The sequence below is a fragment of the Salinivibrio sp. ML198 genome (assembly GCF_001996015.1).
Taxonomy (GTDB): Bacteria; Pseudomonadota; Gammaproteobacteria; order Enterobacterales; family Vibrionaceae; genus Salinivibrio; species Salinivibrio siamensis.
The window spans coordinates 98,310-121,196 of record NZ_MUEZ01000011.1; the positions used below are offsets into that span (position 1 = coordinate 98,310).

The 22,887-nt window shown below is 50.2% G+C and carries 17 protein-coding genes; 10 read left to right on the top strand and 7 right to left on the bottom strand.

The features are described from left to right. Positions 1 to 13 precede the first annotated feature (13 nt). On the bottom strand, positions 14 to 1,696 hold the full coding sequence (locus BZG25_RS09555; RefSeq protein WP_077577982.1) for a Na/Pi cotransporter family protein: 1,683 nt from the start codon (positions 1,694 to 1,696) through the stop codon (positions 14 to 16). 311 nt (positions 1,697 to 2,007) lie between these two features. Beyond that, a complete protein-coding gene (locus BZG25_RS09560; RefSeq protein WP_077638976.1) occupies positions 2,008 to 4,014 on the bottom strand; it encodes a M4 family metallopeptidase in 2,007 nt (668 codons plus the stop codon). A gap of 250 nt (positions 4,015 to 4,264) precedes the next feature. On the opposite strand from BZG25_RS09560, the gene BZG25_RS09565 reads away from it, so the two are divergent. From BZG25_RS09565 to udp, 5 genes are all read left to right on the top strand, one after another. Further along, positions 4,265 to 5,059: a DUF2927 domain-containing protein gene (locus BZG25_RS09565; protein ID WP_158010008.1), complete on the top strand. Its 795-nt coding sequence runs from the start codon at positions 4,265 to 4,267 to the stop codon at positions 5,057 to 5,059. 138 nt (positions 5,060 to 5,197) lie between these two features. Beyond that, positions 5,198 to 5,614 (top strand): CBS domain-containing protein, encoded by a 417-nt coding sequence (locus BZG25_RS09570; protein WP_046073384.1) that lies wholly within the window; start codon positions 5,198 to 5,200, stop codon positions 5,612 to 5,614. Positions 5,615 to 6,089: 475 nt separating this feature from the next. Beyond that, entirely contained in the window at positions 6,090 to 7,316 is a 1,227-nt protein-coding gene (gene gltS, locus BZG25_RS09575; protein ID WP_077577915.1) for a sodium/glutamate symporter, read from the top strand. A 167-nt stretch (positions 7,317 to 7,483) separates the two neighbouring features. Continuing rightward, complete coding sequence (locus tag BZG25_RS09580; RefSeq protein ID WP_241828690.1) at positions 7,484 to 9,799, top strand: zinc/cadmium/mercury/lead-transporting ATPase; 2,316 nt, start codon at positions 7,484 to 7,486, stop codon at positions 9,797 to 9,799. 222 nt (positions 9,800 to 10,021) lie between these two features. Continuing rightward, positions 10,022 to 10,786 (top strand): uridine phosphorylase, encoded by a 765-nt coding sequence (gene udp / locus BZG25_RS09585; protein WP_046073381.1) that lies wholly within the window; start codon positions 10,022 to 10,024, stop codon positions 10,784 to 10,786. A 100-nt stretch (positions 10,787 to 10,886) separates the two neighbouring features. On the opposite strand, the gene BZG25_RS09590 is transcribed toward udp, so the two are convergent. Beyond that, a complete protein-coding gene (locus BZG25_RS09590) occupies positions 10,887 to 12,056 on the bottom strand; it encodes a Card1-like endonuclease domain-containing protein (protein ID WP_046073380.1) in 1,170 nt (389 codons plus the stop codon). A 241-nt stretch (positions 12,057 to 12,297) separates the two neighbouring features. After that, positions 12,298 to 14,556 carry a YccS family putative transporter gene (yccS, locus tag BZG25_RS09595; RefSeq protein ID WP_077638978.1) on the bottom strand — a complete coding sequence of 753 codons (2,259 nt, stop codon included), beginning with the start codon at positions 14,554 to 14,556 and terminating at the stop codon, positions 12,298 to 12,300. Between the two features lie 244 nt (positions 14,557 to 14,800). On the opposite strand from yccS, the gene helD reads away from it, so the two are divergent. Together helD and BZG25_RS09605 are read left to right on the top strand one after the other, a co-directional pair. Continuing rightward, entirely contained in the window at positions 14,801 to 16,876 is a 2,076-nt protein-coding gene (helD, locus tag BZG25_RS09600; RefSeq protein ID WP_077638979.1) for a DNA helicase IV, read from the top strand. Between the two features lie 94 nt (positions 16,877 to 16,970). Then, complete coding sequence (locus BZG25_RS09605; protein WP_077638980.1) at positions 16,971 to 17,786, top strand: GIY-YIG nuclease family protein; 816 nt, start codon at positions 16,971 to 16,973, stop codon at positions 17,784 to 17,786. A gap of 73 nt (positions 17,787 to 17,859) precedes the next feature. Here the strand turns inward: BZG25_RS09605 and BZG25_RS09610 are convergent, their stop codons facing one another. Beyond that, positions 17,860 to 18,315 carry a methylglyoxal synthase gene (locus BZG25_RS09610; protein ID WP_046073377.1) on the bottom strand — a complete coding sequence of 152 codons (456 nt, stop codon included), beginning with the start codon at positions 18,313 to 18,315 and terminating at the stop codon, positions 17,860 to 17,862. A gap of 317 nt (positions 18,316 to 18,632) precedes the next feature. Between BZG25_RS09610 and BZG25_RS09615 the strand changes: the two genes are divergently transcribed. Both BZG25_RS09615 and BZG25_RS09620 read left to right on the top strand, forming a co-directional pair. Continuing rightward, a complete protein-coding gene (locus BZG25_RS09615; RefSeq protein ID WP_077638981.1) occupies positions 18,633 to 19,118 on the top strand; it encodes a hypothetical protein in 486 nt (161 codons plus the stop codon). Between the two features lie 29 nt (positions 19,119 to 19,147). Next, positions 19,148 to 20,263: an endonuclease/exonuclease/phosphatase family protein gene (locus tag BZG25_RS09620; RefSeq protein ID WP_077638982.1), complete on the top strand. Its 1,116-nt coding sequence runs from the start codon at positions 19,148 to 19,150 to the stop codon at positions 20,261 to 20,263. Here the strand turns inward: BZG25_RS09620 and BZG25_RS09625 are convergent. Further along, positions 20,260 to 21,132, bottom strand: coding sequence for a ferric iron reductase (locus BZG25_RS09625; protein WP_077638983.1), 873 nt, complete (start codon positions 21,130 to 21,132; stop codon positions 20,260 to 20,262). The genes BZG25_RS09620 and BZG25_RS09625 overlap by 4 nt on opposite strands. Before the next feature lie 179 nt (positions 21,133 to 21,311). Further along, on the bottom strand, positions 21,312 to 21,923 hold the full coding sequence (locus tag BZG25_RS09630) for a YitT family protein (RefSeq protein WP_046073373.1): 612 nt from the start codon (positions 21,921 to 21,923) through the stop codon (positions 21,312 to 21,314). Positions 21,924 to 22,152: 229 nt separating this feature from the next. Here BZG25_RS09630 and BZG25_RS09635 point away from each other — a divergent pair, with 229 nt between their 5' ends. Next, positions 22,153 to 22,866, top strand: coding sequence for a GntR family transcriptional regulator (locus tag BZG25_RS09635; RefSeq protein WP_077638984.1), 714 nt, complete (start codon positions 22,153 to 22,155; stop codon positions 22,864 to 22,866). Positions 22,867 to 22,887 lie beyond the last annotated feature (21 nt).

Below are 22,887 nucleotides of genomic sequence, written 5' to 3' on the forward strand. Positions count from 1 at the left end.
TGCTAGTGACGTATCACTGCGGGTCTTTTTCTCGCAGGTGTAGTTTGGCGATCCGTTTCGTCACTGTATACACGCGCTTTAGCGATTCGGTCCACTCCATCTCGATACTAAAAAGTTGCAAGCGGTTGGTGTCATGCTCTACCAAGCGCTCGGCTTGATGGGCAAGCACTTTATCCAATAGCGCGTTAAGCGCACGTTTGGTATGCAGTACTTGTTTCGCGCGTTTATTATCACCACGTCGAATGGCATTCACGCTATCTAGCAGCGCATGTGTGACTTTTTCTTGAATATTATCAAGGATTTCACGCATTTCATCACTGATATCGATCTCAGCATGCAGTGATTTATCCATGATGGGCACCAAGGTGTCTTCAATCAGATCAGCAATGCTCTCAAGCTGATCGGTCATGCTAATTAGGGTGATCTGTCGGTCACTCTGTGCTTGCGTGAGAGGCTCTTTACGCAATCGACCGAGATAAAAAAGCACATGTCCGTGCAAAATATCGACTTGATGCTCAAGCTCATCGATTTTCTCTAACGCATGATTAGCCGCTTCTCGCTCTTGCTGGGAAGCTAATTTAGAAGTGAGAGGCGGGAGTGCATTCATCATATTGCAAACTCGGCGTCCGATGCGTCCAATCTCGAGCTGGGCTTGATCCATGGCAATATCGGGTGTCATCAGCAGTTCTTTGGAGAGATATTTCGGCGAAACAATCGGTTGTTCACTTGGTGCAGGCTTACGAGTTTTAGGGACAATCTTCTTTGCAAGCCAAACAAACCCGCCGATAAACGGCAACATGACAAGTGTATTGACGACGTTGAATAGGGTGTTGGCATTGGCAATTTGACGAGGAAGTTCAGCCCCTAAGCGTTCAACGCCCGTGAGATCAGGATGGCTCGGCGACAGTGCGACGCTCCAATCACTCAAAACACTGATCAATGGAAGCCATATCAACACCCCGATAATATTAAACAGAATATGCACACTGGCGGTTTGTTTGGCCTCCCGCGATTTACCGATAGCGGCGAGGAGGGCGGTCACACAGGTGCCGACGTTGGCGCCCATTGCGAGTGCGATCCCGCTTTCAAGCGAGATAAAGCCTTGCCCCGCAAGGACGATGACAATCCCGGTTGTCGCAGATGAAGACTGCACTAATGCGGTAAACAAGGCCGCAAGTAAAATGGCAAAAAAAGGATTGTGCATTTTCGCCATGGCATCAATAAATGGCTGATAATCGCGCAGAGGCGACATTGCCTCACTCATCACATTCATCCCTGTGAAGATCAACCCCAATCCGAATAGCATTTTACCGTATTGCTTGGTTTTATCGGCTTTGGCTGTAAATTCAATTAAAAAGCCGATAGCGACCATCAGATAGGCAGCTTGAGTGATTTTAAAGGCCACAATCTGGGCGGTAATGGTTGTCCCGATATTGGCCCCCATGATCACCCCAGTTGCTTGCGCGAGCGACATTAACCCTGCGGAAATGAAACCGATGAGCAATACGGTGGTGACAGAAGAGGATTGAATGGTGGCTGTGACTCCCGCGCCCGTTAAAACACCGGCGACACGGTTGGTGGTGAGTTTGGCGAGTAAGGATTTGAGTCGGCTTCCAGCGGCGTTTTTCAGCGCATTAGACATTTTTTCCATGCCATATAAGAACAGCGCTAAGCCACCGAGCAGCCCCATCAACATGGTGAGGGTGTGGAGCGAAGACGCGTTCGTGTTCGCTGCCCATGCAAGGGTGGGGAGTAGAAATAAGAGGATGGCCAAACAGCGCCATTGCCATGTATTACTCAACGCGGTTAGTCGCATTTATCGCCTCTACATTGCTAGATTATCACCAGTAATCATTAACATAGATGCAATAAAACCGTAATGCGAGCGGCGCGATGACGTTGCACGAAGCATTGACGGGAATAATCGCTAGGGGATCACACTCTTGGCGTAACGTGAGGAGGTGTTAACTCAAATAAAGCGGCCGGGAGAAGTCGGCCGCAGAGAAGTTAGCCTTGGCAGCTGCCTTGATACTGCCAAACCCATTGGTTAGTGAAAGGGTCTATGCCCCAGTTATCTTGCGTGGCCTGGAATAGATGCCCTTGATACTGAACGGTGACGCCTGCTGGATAATAGTTGTATCCACCCCAAGTCGGCATATTGGTACAGCGGTTGGTCTCAACCCCGCGATCGTCAAGGCGTGCTAACACGTTGGTCGCATAATCACGCGCCCCCACGACAGTGACGTACAGATCCATGCCCTGAATTTGGCTAAAGCCACAGTACTCTTCGTTGCCCGCATTCGTTGAGGCGCAGTCGTTATCATTGACGGTTGCAGGGCGACCTACCGCGGCATATAAATCTACTTCGCCGTGACCACGATAGGTTTGCAGCCAAACAGTGCCGCGAGGCGCATTGTGTACCACGAACTGGTAACCAGCGCCCGCGCGCCCTTGGATTTGCACGGGCTGATCGAGTGTCAGTGGCAAGATTTCTGGATCAGGTTGTGGCTCTGGGTCTGGCGTAGGGTTGCCTCCCGTTCCTTGGCAACCTTGGGTTTGAATGCCCACTTCTGCAAAGGCTTGGCTTACTGCTCCGGCTGGGTAGTTTAATGCTTTGGCCGCTTCGCAAATGCCTTCCGCGCCTTGCTGGAAGCTGGAGTTTGGGCGCCAATAAAGCTGGTTTGCTGTCGCAAATGCCTTAAAGGCCTTTTTGATATTCCATTGATCGCTGGTGGCGAGATGATAGAAAGCTTTGTTAAAGATGCCAGAGCTAAAGTGCACATCAATACCAGAGTAATAGCGGTTCACATGACCAATTGAGCGTCCATCTTGGCTTGGGTTGATGAAATAACGCATAGCTTCGCTATGTTTCATCACGTCTTCACCCATTTTCCAGTTAAACTCACCAAATACGTACTGTCCCAGAGCCGCTGCGGCGACATCCGAGAAAGACTCATTCATCCCACCGGACATGCCTCGGTACTCAAGCCCTGAGTTTTGCTCGGTAAAGCCATGGCTCACCTCGTGAGCAATGACATCCCAAGTGGTTAGGGGATACATGCTGCGATTACCGTCGCCAAAGGTCATTTGCCTGCCATCCCAAAAAGCATTGCCATAACCTTGGCCGTAGTGGACGCGCATGGTGAGCTTTTGTCGAATCGGACGTATACCGAGCCAGTCTTGGTACATATCAAATACTTTCTGGCCAAAAAACTGCGCATCATTCATCGGCGCATACGCACCGTTGACTTGACGGTAGGTGTTTTGTGGGCAATTGAACTGATGAACTTCTCCGCCCCATTCGCGGTTATTCATGTTTAATGTCACCACATTCGGGCTATCCATTTGGCAGTCGCGGTTGACTTGAAAGCTACCTAGTTCGGTTTTGGGACCAAAGTTAAATCGACCGCTCTTTTGGTTACCGCCGGGCCCTCCCGCTTCTAGGTGCGCGATGCCCTCCCAGCTATCGAGGATCTCGCCAGACTTAGCATCAACAATTTTCATCGGACGCGAAGGGTGACCGTTGTCGCTGGCAAGGTAGTCAACTTTGTAGACTAGGCGCGCTGTTTGTTGTTTATCCAGCCAGACCAAGAGTTCTGTGTTCGCATCGGCTTGGTGAAAATGCCGATTGCCTTGGCTTGTTTGACCTTGTGCAATTGCAATGGCCTGCTGCTGATTAATCATCGGTAGCGTACCACCGATATCTTGCTCGATATCAGTGACAACGTCACCTTTTACGCTGGGCGCGAAGCCGCGTGCGGTGGTGTTTTCGACCACCGAATAACCGTAAACGGGAACGCCATGATGCAGCTGCTGCTTGCGCACCAAGGCTTTATTACCCACTTGTAGGCGTGATTTTTCACGAAAGCTTAGTGCTGGCGATGATGCCGTCATTGCGCGTGACTGATCATGGTTTAATGCCGCGCTCAAATCTAAGCTTGAGGCATCGACCACATTGGCAGCCTGAGCAGGTATCGCTAATGGAAGGGTTAAAGCGAGTAGCGTTTTACGCATAGTTTCCTCTTCATACTACAACGAGTTAAAAATCGTTGGTTACTATCCATAGTGTGCGTCTAGCGGGGTTTTTTTAGCGGTGAGAATGAGGATTTGGTTCAAAAAATGTCTAGAAAAATGGAACTGATATTAGGTTTTTACGTTTTATGCACAAAATAAAAGACAGCGCTAGGGATTGTTAAAAAAATGATTCAAGCGTTGCACTTTCGCGACTATGCTAGCTAAGGGATTCGATATCGGGAGTAATACTGTGAGTCACTCATATTGGCGGCTTTTTCAGCGGATGGTGTTATTGGCCTTGTGCTTAATGGTGACGCCTGTAATGGCCAACCAACGGGCTTGGCAGTCGCCCGATTATATTGTCGACGCGTTTTATCGTATTGCGTTTAAAAGTGAGTATGTGCAAGGTGAGCAAGGCGTCCGCAAGTGGGAAGGCCCGATCCGTTATCATGTGGCGCACCCAATCAACGAGAGCCAGCTGCATGATGATCTTGTCACATATCACGTTTCACACCTCGAAACGCTAACTGGCATCGACTTTATCCCCACCGACATTCCGCAGCGCGCCAACCTCACCATCATGTTTACTAATCACGACCGCTTTTTAGATGATGCGCGCAAGCAATTTGCCAATGCGGATGTCTCCCCGTTACAAGATGCCGTTTGTGCTGCCAATTTTAGAGTCAATAAGCATGGTGCGATTCGTTATGCAGCGGTCGTTATTCCCGTTGATTTGGCGCGATCCAAGGGGAAGCTCGTGGCCTGTGTGGTGGAAGAGTTGACCCAAGTGATGGGACTGCCTAATGACGATGACCGGGTTTTTCCATCGATTTTTAATGACCGCACGCCACAGCAGCTTTTGACTGGGCTGGATGGCTTACTGCTAAGATTGTTGTATCTCGACGAGATAGAAGCAGGGCAAGATTGGCAAACGGCGCAAGCTATCATTCGGCCTGTCGTTGAAAAGTGGGCTCGTGATGGCACCATCGAGAATGCACACCGAAGTGTAAAAACCGGTGAGCTTTATCGTTTACTCGGCTGGTAGCCCACCTATAGAGCGAGCTATTTATCCATTGGTTTGCTCAATAACACAAATTGTTTAAAGTGATTTAGACATTTCGCCAACTTCGACAACACTTAAAGTACTGGACAACAGATTGTCATGACGATTAAGGGAGGCGACATGGAGTCGATCACCGTTAAAGATTATATGAATAAACGCCCGGTAACCTTTTCACCGGATATGCCGCTTTCCAGTGCACTGGAAAAACTGCTCCGCAGTCAGCAGACCGGTGGACCTGTGGTGGATGCTAATAAGCGTTTGGTTGGTTTTATTTCTGAGCAAGATATGTTGCAACAGCTATTGCGCGACAGCTATCACTGTCAAGATTCACACGCCGTGGCTGATTGCATGACCAGTAATGCCTTAGCGGTTGAATCTGAGGATAGCATTATCAAATTGGCTGAAATGATGGCGCCGACCAAACCTAAACTGTACCCCGTGGTCGACGAGGGCAAGTTGGTGGGTATTATCACCCGGCGGGATGTCTTGAGAGCCATCAGTATGCAAATGGGTGAATGTCTTACCCATCCTGTTTGAGGTTTGTTAATTGCGCACCTTACAATCGGGGTAAGGTGCGCCCATTTTAGTATTGATACCCGCGTCGCTTCTCTTGCTCTCTCCTCCTACCTTACGACTATCTCGCCGCGCTTTATCGCTGCCCAAGTACAAAAACCGAACGAATTGTGGTTGTTTTTCATTCAGTCTTATGTGCTGGTAAGTCAATTTTAATCCTGCCTATTTAAGTAGTTACTTGCTATGTGACGATATATAGTTCGATTGTTGGTGCTTGTTTTGCGTTTTTCTGCTATTGTGCCGCCCGTTGGTAGCGGGCAGTTATCGCGAGGTTGAGGCGTAAAAGAGCCCAAGCGCGGCAGCAAAACGATAAGCAGGATGCTGGAGTATCGTGAAGTGTGGCTAACCCGTATTGACGTTAATGTGAACGTAAATGAGGTAAAACAAAGGTCAAATTAAACAATCAGGGAGGATGAGGTAAGAGAAACAAAGAGGTTATATGTATCAACTCAATTCAATTGGTGCGCTAGAATCATTCCTGATTGCCATCGGTGTCCTTTTTTTAGGCCATTTTGTTAATTCAAAAATTCCCGCATTGCGCAAGTTTAATATCCCAGAACCGATTGTGGGCGGGTTAATTATTGCGTGTGTTATATCTGTATTACATTACAACGGTATCGATTTTAAGTTTAGTCTGCCACTAAAAGATACGTTCATGTTGATGTTTTTTGCTACCGTTGGTCTGGCAGCAAATTATAAACAATTGGTAAAAGGTGGTTTAAAGGTATTTTGGTTTCTTGCCATCGCATCTGTGTACATCATTATACAAAACGCCATTGGTGTCAGTTTTGCGTCGATGCTTGGCTTGGATCCTCTGATGGGGTTGGTAGCTGGCTCTATTACCCTGTCCGGCGGGCATGGTACTGGCGCGGCTTGGGCACAGATATTAACCGATGAGTATGGTATTCAAAGTACCCTCGAAATTGCCATGGCGTCGGCAACACTCGGCCTCGTGATTGGCGGTATCATTGGTAGCCCAGTTGCTCAGCGTTTGATTAATAAACATCAGCTTGAGTCTGAATATGGGCGTGGCACCACAACACACGAAAAATATCCCGAGCTTGTGACTTACAATGAAAATGAAGAAGATAAAGTGACAGCGAAGAAAGTCATTGAAGTCTTATTTATTTTACTACTTTGTATTACGGGGGCTCGCCATTTATCTGAGTGGGTAAACGGGTTTAATATTGAATGGCTCATGGTGCCTGACTTTGTTTATGCTTTATTCTTGGGTGTGATTGTTACGAATACGCTAGAGGTCTTTAAACTTAGAAAGCTAGAGTCAGAAACCGTGGATATGGTAGGGACTGTCTCTCTATCTTTATTTTTAGCGATGGCGCTGATGACGCTCAAGCTGTGGAACATTCTCGACTTAGCGGTACCATTTTTAATTATTTTGGCGATTCAATCGGTGGTTATCGGTTTATTCAGTTATTACGTCACGTTTAAGCTGATGGGGAGCAATTATACAGGGGCCGTTATTGCTGGCGGGCATTGTGGTTTTGGCCTTGGCGCCACCCCGACCGCGGTAATGAATATGGGCTCAATTGTGAATCGCTTCGGCCCCGCGCCCCAAGCCTTTATGGTGGTGCCGATTGTGGGGGCTTTCTTTATCGATATTGTTAACCTCCTAATATTACAGGGCTATATTTTTATTATCCAATAGGCGGATTGCGCTCAGCCATCATGGCTGGGCGCATCTTTTTCCTGCTGTTGTGCGGCGTTTGGCAAAACAAATGAGAGTTGTTTCGATAAGCGCTTGACTCTGGAGTGGGCTCCAACCCTTATACTGACCACAAGATAATGACACAACGACCAAAGAAGGAGTCGATTATGTGTAAGCATTGTGGACATCACCACTGTCATCAGCCACATCACCAAACGGTTTCTCAGTCTGCGCAGACGGTAACGAATAGCTGCCAAGCATCGAGCTGCTGTGCAAGTCACCAAGACGGAGAGGGCAGTGCGGGCGATGACGATCCCGACAGGCCTCACACCTCGTGTAACGATACCTGCGAGAATGCATCTTCGGCGTCATCCCCGTCATGGTCCTCTATGACCCATGAGTGGGGGGTGACTGGTATGGATTGTCCAAGCTGTGCTGGCAAACTTGAAAAGGCGATTCATGCCACGCCGGGTGTAGAGAGCGCACAAGTGCTGTTTGCGACTGAAAAGCTACGCGTCGCTTTGACTCACGAAGCGCCAACAACCGATACTCGCTCTGCGATTCAGCAAGCCGCGAAAAAAGCCGGTTTTCCGCTGGTTCCCTTGAATCAAACCGCCACTACGCCTTCTGGCTGGCTGAAATGGCGTGATGACGCTCTGCTGTTTGGCCTAATGGGCATTATGTTGGTGGCTTGGGGACTAGATTACTGGTCCGCTTCTTTATCCGATTGGTTGTTTACTGCTGCGACTGTAGTTGGACTGGCACCCATTGTGCTTAAAGCGGCTCGGCTTGCCCGCCAAGGATCGCCATTTTCGATAGAAACCTTAATGAGCATTGCAGCCATCGGGGCCCTGTATCTGGGAGAAACCACGGAAGCGGCGATGGTACTTGTGCTGTTTCTTATTGGCGAGCGGCTAGAGGGATATGCCTCTACACGTGCCCGTGATGGTATCCAGTCACTCATGGCGTTAGTGCCAGAAACCGTGACGCGGATTGATCGTCATGGTTCGCGTGAGACAGTCGCGGCCAGTGATCTAGAGCCGGGTGATCGGATTGAAATCAGTGCCGGTGAGCGGCTCCCCGCGGATGGGCAACTGATGGAAGGTGCCGCCAGTTTCGACCAAAGTGCGCTGACAGGTGAACCTATTCCCGTCGATATCGACGCGGGTGATACCGTGATGGCGGGCAGCTTGGCAACTGATAAAACCGTACAGCTGACCGTGACATCCGCACAGGGCGAAAATGCCATTGACCGTATTTTGCGTCTCATCGAGCAGGCCGAGTCGAAAAAAGCGCCGATTGAGCGATTTATCGACAAATTCAGTCGTTGGTACACGCCGGCAATGATTGGGCTCGCCGCGCTGGTTGTGGTGATTCCACCCCTGTTCTTTGCAGCCAGCTGGCAAGAATGGTTATACCGAGGGTTAGCGCTATTGTTGATCGCGTGCCCATGTGCGCTCGTGATTTCGACACCTGCGGCGATTACTTCGGGGCTTGCCACCGCGGCACGCCGTGGTGCTTTGATCAAAGGTGGAGCAGCGTTAGAGACACTCGCCAGTATCAATGCCGTCTCATTGGATAAGACAGGTACCTTGACCGAAGGTAAACCCATGGTGACCGATGTGCGCGCATGGCACGGTGATAAGAGCGCTCTGCTTCAAGCGGCGACGGCGATAGAGCGTGGCAGCCACCACCCCTTGGCGAAATCCTTGGTGTTGTATAGCGCCGAGCGTGGTCTATCGGTACCGGATGCCTCGCATATTCAAGCGAATGCTGGTCGCGGCGTGCAAGGCATGGTCGAAGGACAGTTAGTCAGGTTGGTTGCATTGGATAAAGTGGCAGAGTCGACGTTAAACCACGCGCAATATCAAGAGGCCCAATCGGTGGCCGAGCGCGGGGTGACGGTTGCGGTTGTGCTCATTGACGAGCAACCACAAGGGATGATCGGCTGGCGAGATACACTGCGACATGATGCGCGAGAAGCCATCGAGCAATTGCGCGCTATGGGTATCCAGCCTGTGATGTTGACCGGCGATAACCCGACCTCAGCCGCTGAAATTGCCCGCGAACTGGATATTGATTACCGCGCGGGGCTACTGCCGGAGAACAAGGTTGAGGCGGTAGAAGCGCTGGCGGAGCAATATCGTATCGCCATGGTTGGCGATGGCATTAATGACGCACCGGCCATGAAAGCGTCTCACGTGGGTGTTGCGATGGGAAGTGGTACCGATGTGGCGTTAGAAACGGCTGAGGCGGCATTGAGTCATAACCGGCTGGTCGAGTTACCAAGAGTACTGCAACTGGCGCGAGCGACCCAAGCGAATGTACGGCAAAACATCACGATCGCATTAGGGCTTAAAGGGGTGTTTTTGGTGACAAGTGTACTCGGTATCACAGGACTTTGGGTCGCGGTGCTGGCTGATAGCGGGGCCACGGCGTTAGTCACGCTGAATGCGCTACGCTTACTTCGTGACCCGCGCTAAAAACCAGGGCAAAGGCTGTCTGCTTTTGCCTTTATAAAGTGATAACGATCTCTAAATTCTGAAATCTGTAATATTCAATATGGTAATAGGTCGATGGTGGTCACACAAAAGGCGTAAAATTTGGGTATCCTAACCACATAACCAATAACGCGTTGATGCCTGCTCACGTAGGCATCACATTGATTCTAATGCGGATGATACCATCCAGCGAGGAGACGAATGATGTCTGATACCCCTGTATTTCACCTTGGCGTAACAAAAGCGGATCTTCAAGGCGCAACCACGGCGATTATTCCTGGCGACCCTGCGCGCGTAGAAAAAATTGCTAACTTGATGGAAAAACCCACGTTTCTCGCCTCACAGCGTGAGTATACCTTGTACCTCGGTTGGCTTGATGGCAAACCTGTGGTGGTTTGCTCAACGGGTATCGGTGGCCCATCGACCTCTATTGCGGTTGAGGAGTTGGCACAACTTGGCGTTGGCACCTTCTTGCGTGTGGGCACGACGGGGGCGATTCAGCCTGACATTAATGTCGGTGACATGATTGTGACCACCGGCTCTGTACGCCTTGACGGTGCGAGCACGCACTTTGCACCAATGGAGTTTCCTGCGGTGGCCGATTTTGACGTCGCCACGGCCATGAAGGCCGCCGTTGATGAAGATGGTGCGACGGTTCACACTGGCGTGACGGCATCCAGTGATACCTTCTACCCAGGTCAAGAGCGTTACGATACCTTTAGCGGCCGTGTTGTGCGTCGTTTCCAAGGTTCAATGCAAGAATGGCAGGACATGGGTGTGCTGAACTTTGAGATGGAATCAGCCACATTGCTGACCATGTGTGCGAGCTCCGGCCTGCGAGCGGGTTGTGTGGCGGGCGTGATTATCAACCGCACACAAAAAGAGACCCCAGATCATGCAACCTTGAAAGAGACGGAAGCGCGCTCGATTAAAGTCGTGGTAGAGGCTGCACGTAAGCTTCTGTCATAAGCGAGACTTCGTTATCCTACCCAAACGCGGTGCCCTCGGGCACCGCGTTTTTTTATTGCCGACCGTTTAGCGAACCTGTCCTATTGCTTCGCGCAAGCGTCTAGCTCGTTCTTACCTCAATCGTCCCGCCCGCTGCGATAAACCAGTCATAAAGATGAGTACGCAGGTTGGCGAGTTGATCAGGGCCAATCAAGGCTAAGCCTAAATCGGTGGCACGGGTAATATCGTGATGCCTTAATGGACGGAAGCTCACCAACATCGCGCGCGCCTGAAGCCCTCCGAGCAAATCACGCAAGGACTCCAGCTTGTATAGGGTATCGTCGCCGTCGCTCGACATGCCTTTGGTTTTGCATTCAATAATATGCAGCTTGTTATTCACCACCATGGCGACATCTAATTCATTGCGCACCTCGCGCTCACCAATTTGGCGATATACCTGTAAAGAGAGGGCACTGTCTTGGATGGTGGGAAGCTCCTGTTGGATGGAAGTGACAGTGTGGTGCACGTAGCTTTCTAGCCACTCCCCGTTGGCAAAACGTCGCGCTTCTTCACAGCTAAATGTCAGCACCCCTTGCTCATAACTGGCTAAGCCGGCATCCGAGAGGTCATCGAGAAGAATACCAAGCTCGCGATAACCTTGCTGCTTCTCACTAAGCGCGACGTCTAAACGTTGCTCTTTACGACACGTGGTTGCGAGGTAGTTCAAAGTGGCCAAGCCTGGACCTAGCTCATAGGCATTGCTGGCCCACTTTTCTCCTAACCGGTAAATGTCATTGGTTAAACAACCTGAGACTTGGTCATCTTGATGCTCACAGCGCGCGCCGAAAACCGTTAAATACTCAGTGAGACTAATATGGTCTTCCACTTGTTGCTGGGGGAGGCCGTCAGGGTACAGCCAACAAAGCTCGTCGCTATAGGGCTCAATTACATAGCTGGGCCACTGATAGGTACGAAAGACTTCATAAGCGGAGAGTAATTGGTGGCGCAGGCCACAGCTCGCATTAAAAAGGATGTCTTCAGAAGCGTTGCTGAGCTGTTCTGCCAGTTGTTTCACTTGGCTTTTTACTTCACGAATATTGATGTCGTCCGAGATTTCAAAAAACTCGGTTTCAATCCCCTTGGGTGCCAGCACACGTGTTAAACGCTCAAACTCCAGATCTTGCTCCAGTGTGCCAATGAGTATCAGCTTACTCACAGGCAATTGCTGATGTAAAACAGGGGTGACGAGACGGACGGGGTCAGAGTCGATGATTCCTACATGAATAGCCATAATTGCTCCAGGCGGGCTACGAGGCGGCATTAGGCCGCTTAATTATCAGTATAGTTGCCAGCCTCAACAGGTGGCGTAACTATTAATATCCGGCCTCGCGGTCAGGCTTTCAACCATTCGCTGCGTAAATAAGTGTAATTTTACACAGCGCTGACGTGATATCCGTCCTGTTAACTCCGCAATAACCGTGCCTTTCACGTGACAGTGCCGAGCTAACCCTGTGTAACCGCTTTTCTTCCTTTTAGGCGCGACTTTGCTTAAGTGCTTGCTGGCGTAGTGTTTCTGTCAAACTATTGAGCTCAGGCAACATGCGTCGAATTAAGTGTAGCTGTTGCAGCACCATGCTTAGCGGCGCGTTATCAACAGGCGCGTACGAAGGTGATTGCGATGCGGTAGCGTCATTGGCGTGGTGCTCATCAATGCTCACAGGCTCGCCTGCGGGTGTCTTGGTGCCAGTGGATGGTACTTGGGTGGGTAACTCTGCTGGCAATGCTTGACCCAAACGCTCAGTCAGTGTGTTAAGTGATTGATGAATCTCACGATGGAGTTGCGCCATTTTTTGGTGATTAACTTCATCATCCATGCGACTACGGTGCGCGCCGAGGGCCGAAATATAGCTCAACATTGCGTTGTTTAAACACAAGAACCGGAAGGTCTCTTCGATATTGGTGCGATAGCGTCCAGGCTCCACCAGCATGTTACTGATAGCGGTGGTGAGCTCGGCATCGGCATTGTGGGCGTGACGTCGAGCGATACGATAAGCCAGGTTGTCGCGCTTACCGACGCGGTATTGCGCAATCACATGAGCAAGATAGTCTCGATTGGCTTGCAAGGCTTCGGTCATGATCCCGCGCAAACGGTGTGCTTGCCAGTCGGGTAACACGTAACGGACGGCCGCGACGGCAATCAAGCTACCAATGACGGTATCGCCAAGGCGGGGAAGAATAACAGCGAAGCCTTGGCCGAATTGGCTAAAGCACATTAATACCAACAGCGTAATAAACAAGGTTGCGAGGGTGTATTGCACGGTGCGAAACGCGAAAAAGAGCACACCGGTGATCACCATCAACGCTAGTTGACTGCTGGGATCTGGAAAGAGATAGAGCGCCGGTACGCCCAAGAGTAGACCGGCGACGGTGCCCAATACTCTCTCTTTAAGCTTACTGCGGGTGGCTGAATAGTTGGTTTGGCACACGAACTGAATGGTCATCAAAATCCAAAAACCGTGCTCTAGCGAAAGCCCTTGGATCAGGGCGTAGCCGGTCAGCAGTGATAAGGACAAACGCACCGCATGACGAAACCGCAATGATTTGACCGTGAGCTGTCGACGAATGCGGTAAGCCATTTCCCCCAACGAGTGTGCATCAGGATCGGCCAGTTCACTTTCTTGCAGATTGTCCGTGCTGGCTAAGTGGCTCAAGCTGGCGAGTTGTTGTTCTACTGTTTCCAAGTTTTTGTAGAGAAAATCGAGTTGCTGCAGCAGTGCGAGGCGAGTGCTGTCTTGTTCCTCTTGTGCGGATAAATAGGCCATCGATTGTTTGATTGCCATGAGCGCTTGCTGGCCTGTTTTCGGGTGCTGGTAGTGTGTACCGATTGACATGGCTTGAGCGACATCCCGGCAGGCTTGAGCTTGGGCGTTTAATAAGGCTTCAAAGCGAAAGAGGATATCGGAATGGAAAAAATGCGCCGCCAGATCTTGGTAACGATAATGGGATGAACTGACACGCTCGTGAATATCTTGGGCAATGAAATAGGTTTGTAGCAAGGTTTGATGCCGCTGTGTGAGTCGGCCACGCCGCGCGCGTGTCAGCAATGACGCTTTTACTTGGTTTAGCGCCGCCACCACTTGGGCATTTTGGTTAGCGGCGGCGATACGCGTCGGCTGCGGAACCAATTCAGCCACCGGATGAAATAAACGGGATTTGGTTTCCATGTACGTCGCCGTTTGACGAAAAACCGCCGCGAGCCGGTGCTGCACAGGGCGGTGAGGCCAAATGAGGATCCATACTAGCGATAGCAGCCCATACCAGAGTGCGCCTGACAGCAGCATCATAGGTTGCAACCACATATCACTGCCTTGTTCCATCCCCAGCATGGTATAAACCGCGAGAAGCAAAGAGGCAAAGGCAATGGTGCCATAGCGTTCACCGATCGCACCCAGCATGATAAAACCGAAACTCGATAGTGTGAGACCAATGGCAAATAACCAAGGCGTGTCGTAAAGCAGTTCGACAGAAAAGGCGGCGACCGTGAAGCAAACGAGTGTGACGCCGAGTGCTCGTATCCGCCCCCAAAAGTGGTCATCCACTTCTGCCAACGCCGAGGCAATCACGCCCAACACCAGCGGTGTGACAATATCCGTACGGTCTGCATACCCCGCATAAAGCGCGACCCCCATTAAGGCGATAAGGACGCGAATGCTGTCATTAATACGATGGTTCGCCCAATACTCACGCACGGCGAGCGGCAGGAAAGGTAAACGTGGCAGAGAAAGAGACATAAATAACGGTGATCGGCCAACAATGCTGGCAAGATAGCAGAAACGGGACCAGAAACTAAGCCTCAATCGGGTATTTTGTCATGGATTAAGAAAATGGTTGCGGCAGGTCAATTTCGCGTTGTCAGCGCAGTGCGTAGGCAGTGGCATCACGCTAGTAAATTGATTTATCGAGCATTGAGAAGTAGCATGCCAAGCATCTTTTTAGGGCACAACGCGTGCGCTATTCGCTGAATAACGTTGAGATATGAAACTTACAGCCAATCGCTGGGCACAATGGCTTGTTTACGGCGATCATTATAGCTTGCAGCTTGAAGATGATGGCTTACTGCTCGAATCTCGTCATCATCGACAATACATTCCTTTCTCGGCATGGGATGGGCAGCTAACGGTATCGCGTGGGTTGCTGTGGGGGACGATTTCGCTGACCGGTTATACCGATGAGGGCGAACCACTGCCATTCGAGGTCTTTGGCTTGCCATGGGATCACGCCCAACAAGCGGGACAAACGATTTACCGCCACTATCAAGCCTATATCGCCCGTTATCAAAAACGGCTAGCGATGATTCAGCCGAGTTTGTTGGCCGAGTTTGATGCACTGGTGAATGCGCCAGGTTATGCGCGTGTCGCCCAATTACGCAGCGCCCAACAAACGGTATTGAATAAGCTGGAAGGCGAGGGGATACCCGCCTCATTCTTAGCCAATTTGGACGAAAGCCTTGCCACCACGTTAGCGCCTGTGTTGCAGGCCGATTCAAGCTGGCTGAAAGCCCGCAATCAACAGTGGCAAGCGGCGATGCTTAACCAGTGGCAAACCTGGTTTGATCAGGTTGAGTCGTCGCCTTTGAATGCGGGACAGCGCGAGGCCGTGCTTACTGATGAATCTCATACCTTGGTGGTGGCTGGGCCCGGAAGCGGTAAAACCAGCGTGTTGGTAGCACGCGCCGCCTACTTGATTGAAAGCGGTCAAGCCAAGCCTGAGCAGCTTTTGTTGCTTGCCTTTGGTCGAGATGCCGCCACCGAGCTCAAAACTCGTATTAAGACCAAAACGGGCCATGAAGTGAATGTAACCACCTTCCATGGTTTTGCCCGCCAGCAACTTGCTGAACATGAAGGACAGGCGCCGATTATTTCTCCACTCGCCAGTGATGAGACGGCGAAATCGGCATGGCTGACCCAAACACTCGCCGAACACTGGCAACAGTCCTCTACCCGTAAAGCATGGGACAAATTACATCAGCAGCACGCACTGCCACTTGATGATAATGCTGAGCTCAGCGCCTGTGCCCATGAAAACCGGTTGCACACCTGGATTTGGTCGCGTCTTTCTCGAGTGATCCAAGCCAATACCACCAAGCGCGCCCTGACCGATAGATTGGCGAGCTTTGATGAGCAGAGTGCGTTAAAAAATGAACTGGCGGTGATTTGGCCGTTGTACCAAGCCTACAAACAGGCGCTAAAAGCGGAGCAGGCGGTTGATTTTGACGGGTTGATCGTAAAAGCCACCAAGTTGTTTCAGCAGCGAAAATTCGTCACGCCTATTCAGTTTGTGATGGTCGATGAGTATCAAGACATCTCCCCGGCACGGTTGGCGATGCTCGAGGCACTGTGCCACGGTAAAACGGACAGTGAAACCCAATCACCACGCGCCTCCTTGTATACCGTGGGGGATGATTGGCAAGCCATTTATCGCTTTGCCGGTGCCGACGTCAGTTTAACCACCGAGTTTGCACAGCGTTTCGGTGACAGTGAAATTTGCTGGCTGACCACCTGTTATCGCTACCCGTCTACCTTGGGAGATGTGGCACAACAATTCATTGGCCAAAACCCTAAACAGCTCAGCAAACAATTAGATTACGCGCGAGACAAGGCATCGACGAAAACACCCAAAGCGATCAAGGTGATCACTGACGATAAGCTAGAAAAGACACTGGCAAGCTTAGAGAAAAAGCATGCTAAGGCGGCGCAAGCTGTGAGTGTGATGATGATTGGTCGCACGCATGCCATCCGTCCTGACGCACTAGAAAGCTGGCAGAATGCGTATCCTTCATTGGCGCTTCGCTATACCACCGCACACGCCAGCAAGGGCCAAGAAGCCCACTATGTGTTTATCCTCGGCATGGATGATGGCGTATTTCCCGCCAAACCACGCTCGCTTTCACTCGATGAGGCGTTACTGGGAAAAAATGAAGAGCCGATTGAGCACGCAGAAGAACGACGACTGTTTTATGTCGCCCTGACACGCGCACAAAAACAAGTGTGGCTAGTACACCAAAAAGGCCATGCCTCACCGTTTGTAGAGGAGTTGAAAGGGTATCTCTAATTATTACTCATTACGAACAATCATACTTATATCTCGGTTTTTATTATTGACCCCATTTAGTATATGAAGCAAATTTTCTGGTAGGAAGGATCCTATGATTACGTTTAAAGAACTTGTTAATAAGTCATTAAGTGATATTGATATCAATAAAGTGAAGTTTGTAAGACATAAAGATAGTCGTGCACAATATCGAGATATAATAAAGGATAGAGATAGTCTTTTAGCATATCAGGCTGAACAATCAAAAGATGTATTTAAAGAGTGTGAATACATCTTTTCTTTTATTGGTCTGGATGGGAGCAAGTCACTATTTATTGGTGCTTTTAAGGTAGATGGCTCTCGCTACGACAACGAGAAGTATTACTACGATCTACAAGAAGTAGATAGTTTTAAAGATTACAAGGATAGGGTTGTAATCGATTGGGGAGGAGCTGCTATATCGTGGCACCAATGGGTAGCAAATAACGATAAGGAAGTTCTGGAAGTGCTACCCAAAGGATACTTAGGCACCTTTCCGGGGCTACTCAACTTTGTTCTGACGTTCGATGAGTTAAACGTGCTCATTAATAACCAGGATGCTAACCAAGACTGGTATTCACGTTTGTCTGCAGTAAATGGTATTTATTTGATCTTAGATACAAACCCTGATGCTGAAGCTCAGCATTATGTCGGCGCGGCCTATGGAGAGGAAGGGGTCTGGCAGCGCTGGAAAAGCTATGTGAAAACGAGACATGGCAACAATAAACAACTCAAAGAGCGTTGCGAAAAAAACTCTGATTACCACAAGGGGCTAAAATTTACGTTGCTACAAACACTACCTGCAAACCTTGATAAAGAAGATGTCTTAGCGTACGAAAATCTATACAAAGAAAAGTTAGGCTCTCGAGTAGTTGGTTTAAATAGTAACTAATGCATTTAAAATGGAGCAAAGGAGAAACACCTTTGCTCCTAATGATCTTATCAGTTGCTGTGATAAGTTGTACTCATAAACGCTCGTCTAAATAGGCTTGATAATCGGGGATTTGAACATCCACCTCTTGCCCGAACAGCGGGGAGGTAATCAGAAAGCGGGCGGTTGAGCGATTGGTGGCAACGGGAATGTTCCAAACCGTGCTGACACGCAGTAGTGCTTTGACATCTGGGTCGTGTGGCACGGCATTGAGCGGATCCCAAAAGAAAATCATCGCATCAATTTTTTGTTCAGAAATCATCGCACCGAGTTGCTGATCGCCACCCATTGGGCCGCTGATAAGCGGAGTGATTTTTAATCCGGTTTCTCGCGCAAGAATATGCCCCGTGGTGCCAGTAGCATAAAGCTCATGCTGACTCAGTATCTCTTTATTTTCTTGTACCCACTCGCTCAAGGCGTTTTTGTAGTGATCGTGCGCCACTAACGCCACGTGTTTACGCGCAAGCATGGTGCGAGACGTTTGCTTCATACCTATCATCCCTCGTTAACAAGGTGGTTGCTATCAAACTGCGTGAAGCAGCATTTACCGAAGCCTAAATCAATCCGGTGATGAAATATATCGTACAACGGTCAAACTCCGACGGTCACTTGTCAGAATTATCACATTATCAATAAAAAAATAGCCAAGCAGATGAAATAACATCTATTTTTTCACCCACTAGTTAATCAAGCACGCAAAAGTAGCGCGACAACCCGTCCAAGTAGCAACAAAAAGGCTACAGTTAGGTAATCAGGCAATGGAAGTGCCTATTCATGCAGGAGTATTTATGAGCAAGGAGTACGCGTATGTGGGTGACACTGGATTTTGAAGCATCCGGTTTGTCGTTAGTGTCTTACCCGATTGAGGTCGGGTACGTGTTACCAAATGGCGACAGTGATAGTTTTTTGATTGACCCTTCCACCGCCAGTGGCTATTGGCAGCACTGGGACAAAGAAGCCGAAAGCCGAATTCATGGGATCTCCCGCGAGCGCCTTTTTAATGAAGGGATGAGTGTGTTAGAAGTATGCCAACACCTTAACCAAACCCTTGCCCCCTTTGAACATGTATTGTGCGACAGCCAGTGGGATCTGTTTTGGATGGGGCGGCTTTACAAAGCCTGCTATATGCGCCCCTCATTCACCCTAATGGAGGTGAATCAATGGCTAAAAAAGCACAGCGATCTCGATCGGCGCGATTTTAGTCGCGAAATGGAGGCTTTGGGGCCGACACCGCATCGAGCAGAAGAAGATGCGCGGCAAATTCGTCGCGCCCTTGATAGCTTGTTAAAATAGGGGTTCTTTCAGAACATTATCGGGATGTCATGACAGCACCTTCAAGCCTTAGGTTGGCACAATTCAACCTGTCTCTAGCCGGACGTCAGGCCGGTGACATTAAAGCACAGATGTTAGCGCCCACCCCCAGCCGACAAATTAGAAATCTCGCCGCGACCCTACAACGAGTGCGTCCTGATGTGGCGGTGCTTTGCGAGTTTGATCATCCGGGCAGCGGTGGCGACGATGGTGCGCTCGCCGCATTTTGTGAGCGGCATTTGGCTCAATCGCAACACGGTGAAACGCCGATTGATTATCCGTATCGCTATTTGCCGGCCACCAATACGGGCTTAAAATTAACGGTGCCGGTCAGTGAGCACCAACGCTTAAATCGTGCCCAGCAATGCCATGGCTTTGGCGACTATCATGGTCAATTTGGCTATGTGATTTTATCGCGTTACCCCATCGAAGATGCCGCAATTCGCACTTGGCAGCACTTTGCGTGGCATCAATTGCCTCGCCATCAGCTTCCTACGGAGTATTACACCGAACAAGCACAGCAGGCGCTGCGTCTCGCCTCAAAAAACTTGGTGTCAGTGCCGATACGGGTTGGCGAACATCGAATACAAGTGGTGGCCTGTCATCCCACACCGCCCGTGTTTGATGGACCGGAAAAGCGTAACTGGCGGCGCAACAGTGATGAAATTCACCAACTGATTGGCCTTTTAGACAACGCCGATTGGCTGGTGGACGACAAGGGCGTCCACGGCGGGCTTGCTTCCGAGACGCCGTTTGTGGTGATTGGCGATTTAAATGCGGATCCGAGCTATGGCGATGGGGATAAGCAAGCCATTGGCGCTTTGCTCAATCATCCGCGTGTGCATCCAGAGGTCGCTGTCGGCGCACAGGTGCCAAAAAGTGAGGCGGCACTGTCTCACGCCTTTCGATTTATCGATGGGAAAGGGCGAGCAATCGCCACCCACAACGGCGGGCTGCGCCTTGATTATGTCCTACCTTCGCGAGAGCTCGCGGTGCAAGCCTCCGGCGTATTTTGGCCTGCGCCTGATGATGCCGACTACCCACTGATTTGTGATAAAAACGGCCAAGAAAATGCGCGTGCTCACTCCGATCATCGTCTTGTTTGGGTCGATGTGGCGCTGAGTTAGCGAGGCTGCGTGTCCAGCGCCACGCCTTCACGCTGACACGCGACTTCTGCAAGGCGCTTAGCTTGTTCGTCAGGCTTTAAAAAGCAGCAGGTTGAGCAATAACTGTGATCATCGACGGTAAAGATCCGGCAGCAGCCGCCGCGTAGACGGAAGCTATGGGTTTGCAGCACGGTTTGGGTGTCATTCGGGTCGTAGACGGTCACATCGTGAAAGCCACTGCGCTTACTATAAAGTGGGGTGCCGCGTTGATGGACGATAGATAGAGCTGCGTCACGCGCGGCTTGCTCACAATCACGATGTTTACCCACCATCAAAAAGGCAATACAGATTGAATCGGCAACCACTTTCCAAAGTGGTCCTTCACGCATGCCACTTTGCTCCGCCACAGCGTCGACGATGGGCGAAAAATGCCGTAATAAGGCACCATGCAAAATAGCCTGCCAATCCTTTGCCGCAGGCTGTTCCCAACCAATCAAGGCATTGAGATAAAAATGCGGCTTGTGATAAACGAGCTCTTCGCCGTTCGGCTTAGTGACACGGGTAGGCTCGTATTTAACTTGCCAGTTATCTAAGTCCAGTGCGGGGAGTTGCCCAGCCTGTAGCCAGCTTGCCAGCACCGGAAGCAAAAACTCATAGGCATAGGCGCCGATAAAAAGTGTGCCCTGGGCGCGGTTATCTGCATCGCCATAGGTGGCGTTGACGGCGGAAAAACACTGCGTCAATCCGTGCTCAGTCGTGAGCTGTTCTTGAAGTGACGTGCCCACTACATCATCTGGTATCACAGACAAGCCTAAAGCAGCGGGGAAAGGGGACAGTGCAACCGTGGCGGGCAGTGGTAACACATCAACGCTAGGATCGGCCGCGTTCATCAACACTCCTTTATGATAGGCGCCAAAAAGCGAAATTTAGCATGTACGGCAATCAATTGTAAGAGTGATTCGTATTTAGGTATGCGAGTGGCGACGATGGCACGAATAACACGCCAGACGTAAGCGGATGGAGCCTGAGGGAAGAGAGGCGAAAACTCGCCTCTCAACACTCACCGCCATTATGCGGTTGAAGGAGGCTGGACTTGATAGCGTCCAGGCTTGTGGTTCATGGCCAGCACGAGATTGGTGGTAATCGCCGCGGCGACAGATAAGGCTATCAGCCATGGGTCAACGATCATCAGCGACAACACCACAATCGAGCAATCCAACGCCATTTGTACTTTCCCAGCGCGAATACCAAATCGTTGCTGTAAGAACAACGCCAAGGTGTTAAATCCGCCCAAGCTGCATTGATGGCGGAACATCACCAGCATGCCCATGCCAATTAAGCCGCCGCCAAAAAGCGCCGCATACACAGGATGAATGCTGTTGATAGTTAATACGGCGCTTAGATGATCCGCACCGAATGAAACGATGCTGACCGCAACCAAGGTACTGATGGTGAAGCGTTTGCCCATTTGGGTGTAGGCGAGCCAATAAAAAGGCAGGTTGATCACGAAGAAAAGCTCACCAAAGCTGAAATCGGTGATCCGTTGTAAAAAGAGTGCTAGCCCAGCGGTACCGCCGGTCAGTAACCCCACTTGATTGAAAAAGAAGATGCCGAGTGACACCAAACTACTGCCAATCAGTAGCGCTAATGCGTTTTCACGCTTGGAATGATTTCTATCCATATTTGCGTTCTATCCCTATTAAAACGACCGCTACACCATACGCCGTTGTTCGGATAGGTCGAGTCAAACGCTCGTTTGATAACAAGTGAATAACAACTCAATGCGTACATTATCATTTACGTTGTGGCTTTGATCACGATAAAAGTCGGTGTCTACAGACCAAAGTCTAATCCACATTGTCTACAATATTGTTCTATTCTGGCTTTATTGAAGTTTTTAGGCGGTGTTTATGTCTTTATTGTCGACAAATGATCAATTTCTCGATCAGAGCGTACAAGCGGCGCAGCTTGAGTCACGAGAGCCCACCAAGTCAGCCAGTCTGACCGAGCAACTTATCGAGGCGATTGTCACCGGCACTTATCCAGCGGGCACCAAGGTATCGGAAGCGGGGTTGGCTGCTGCATTTGGCGTCAGCCGAGGGCCACTGCGTGAAGCCATGATGCGGGTCGAAGCCTTGGGGTTGGTAGAGCGCGTCCCTCATGTCGGGGCAAGGGTAGTGACACTCACGCATCGTCAACTGGCTGAGATTTATGCGGTGCGAGAAGCGTTAGAAGGTATGGCCGCAAGACTGGCTTGCGCGCACATCACCGATGAGGAAATTGAGCAGTTAAGTGCAGTGCTCGACACCCACCATGCCTATATCGAACGGGTGGAGGGGGCGGCCTACTTTCATCAACAAGGCGATTTTGATTTTCATTATTGCATCATCAAAGCCAGTCATAACCAGAAACTGATCAACCTGTTGTGCGGTGAGTTGTACCACTTGCTGCGGATGTACCGCTTTCAATCGCCCCGGGCGCATTCTCGCCCCCAGCAAGCGTTGCAAGAGCACATGCAGATTTTGGCGGCAATTCGAGAGCGCGATGCCGAGTTGGCCGAAATGCTGATGCGTCGTCATATTCAGCGCAGTCGCCAACTGATTGAACAGCAAATTACCGATTAATTAATCCGCTAAGCCATGAGT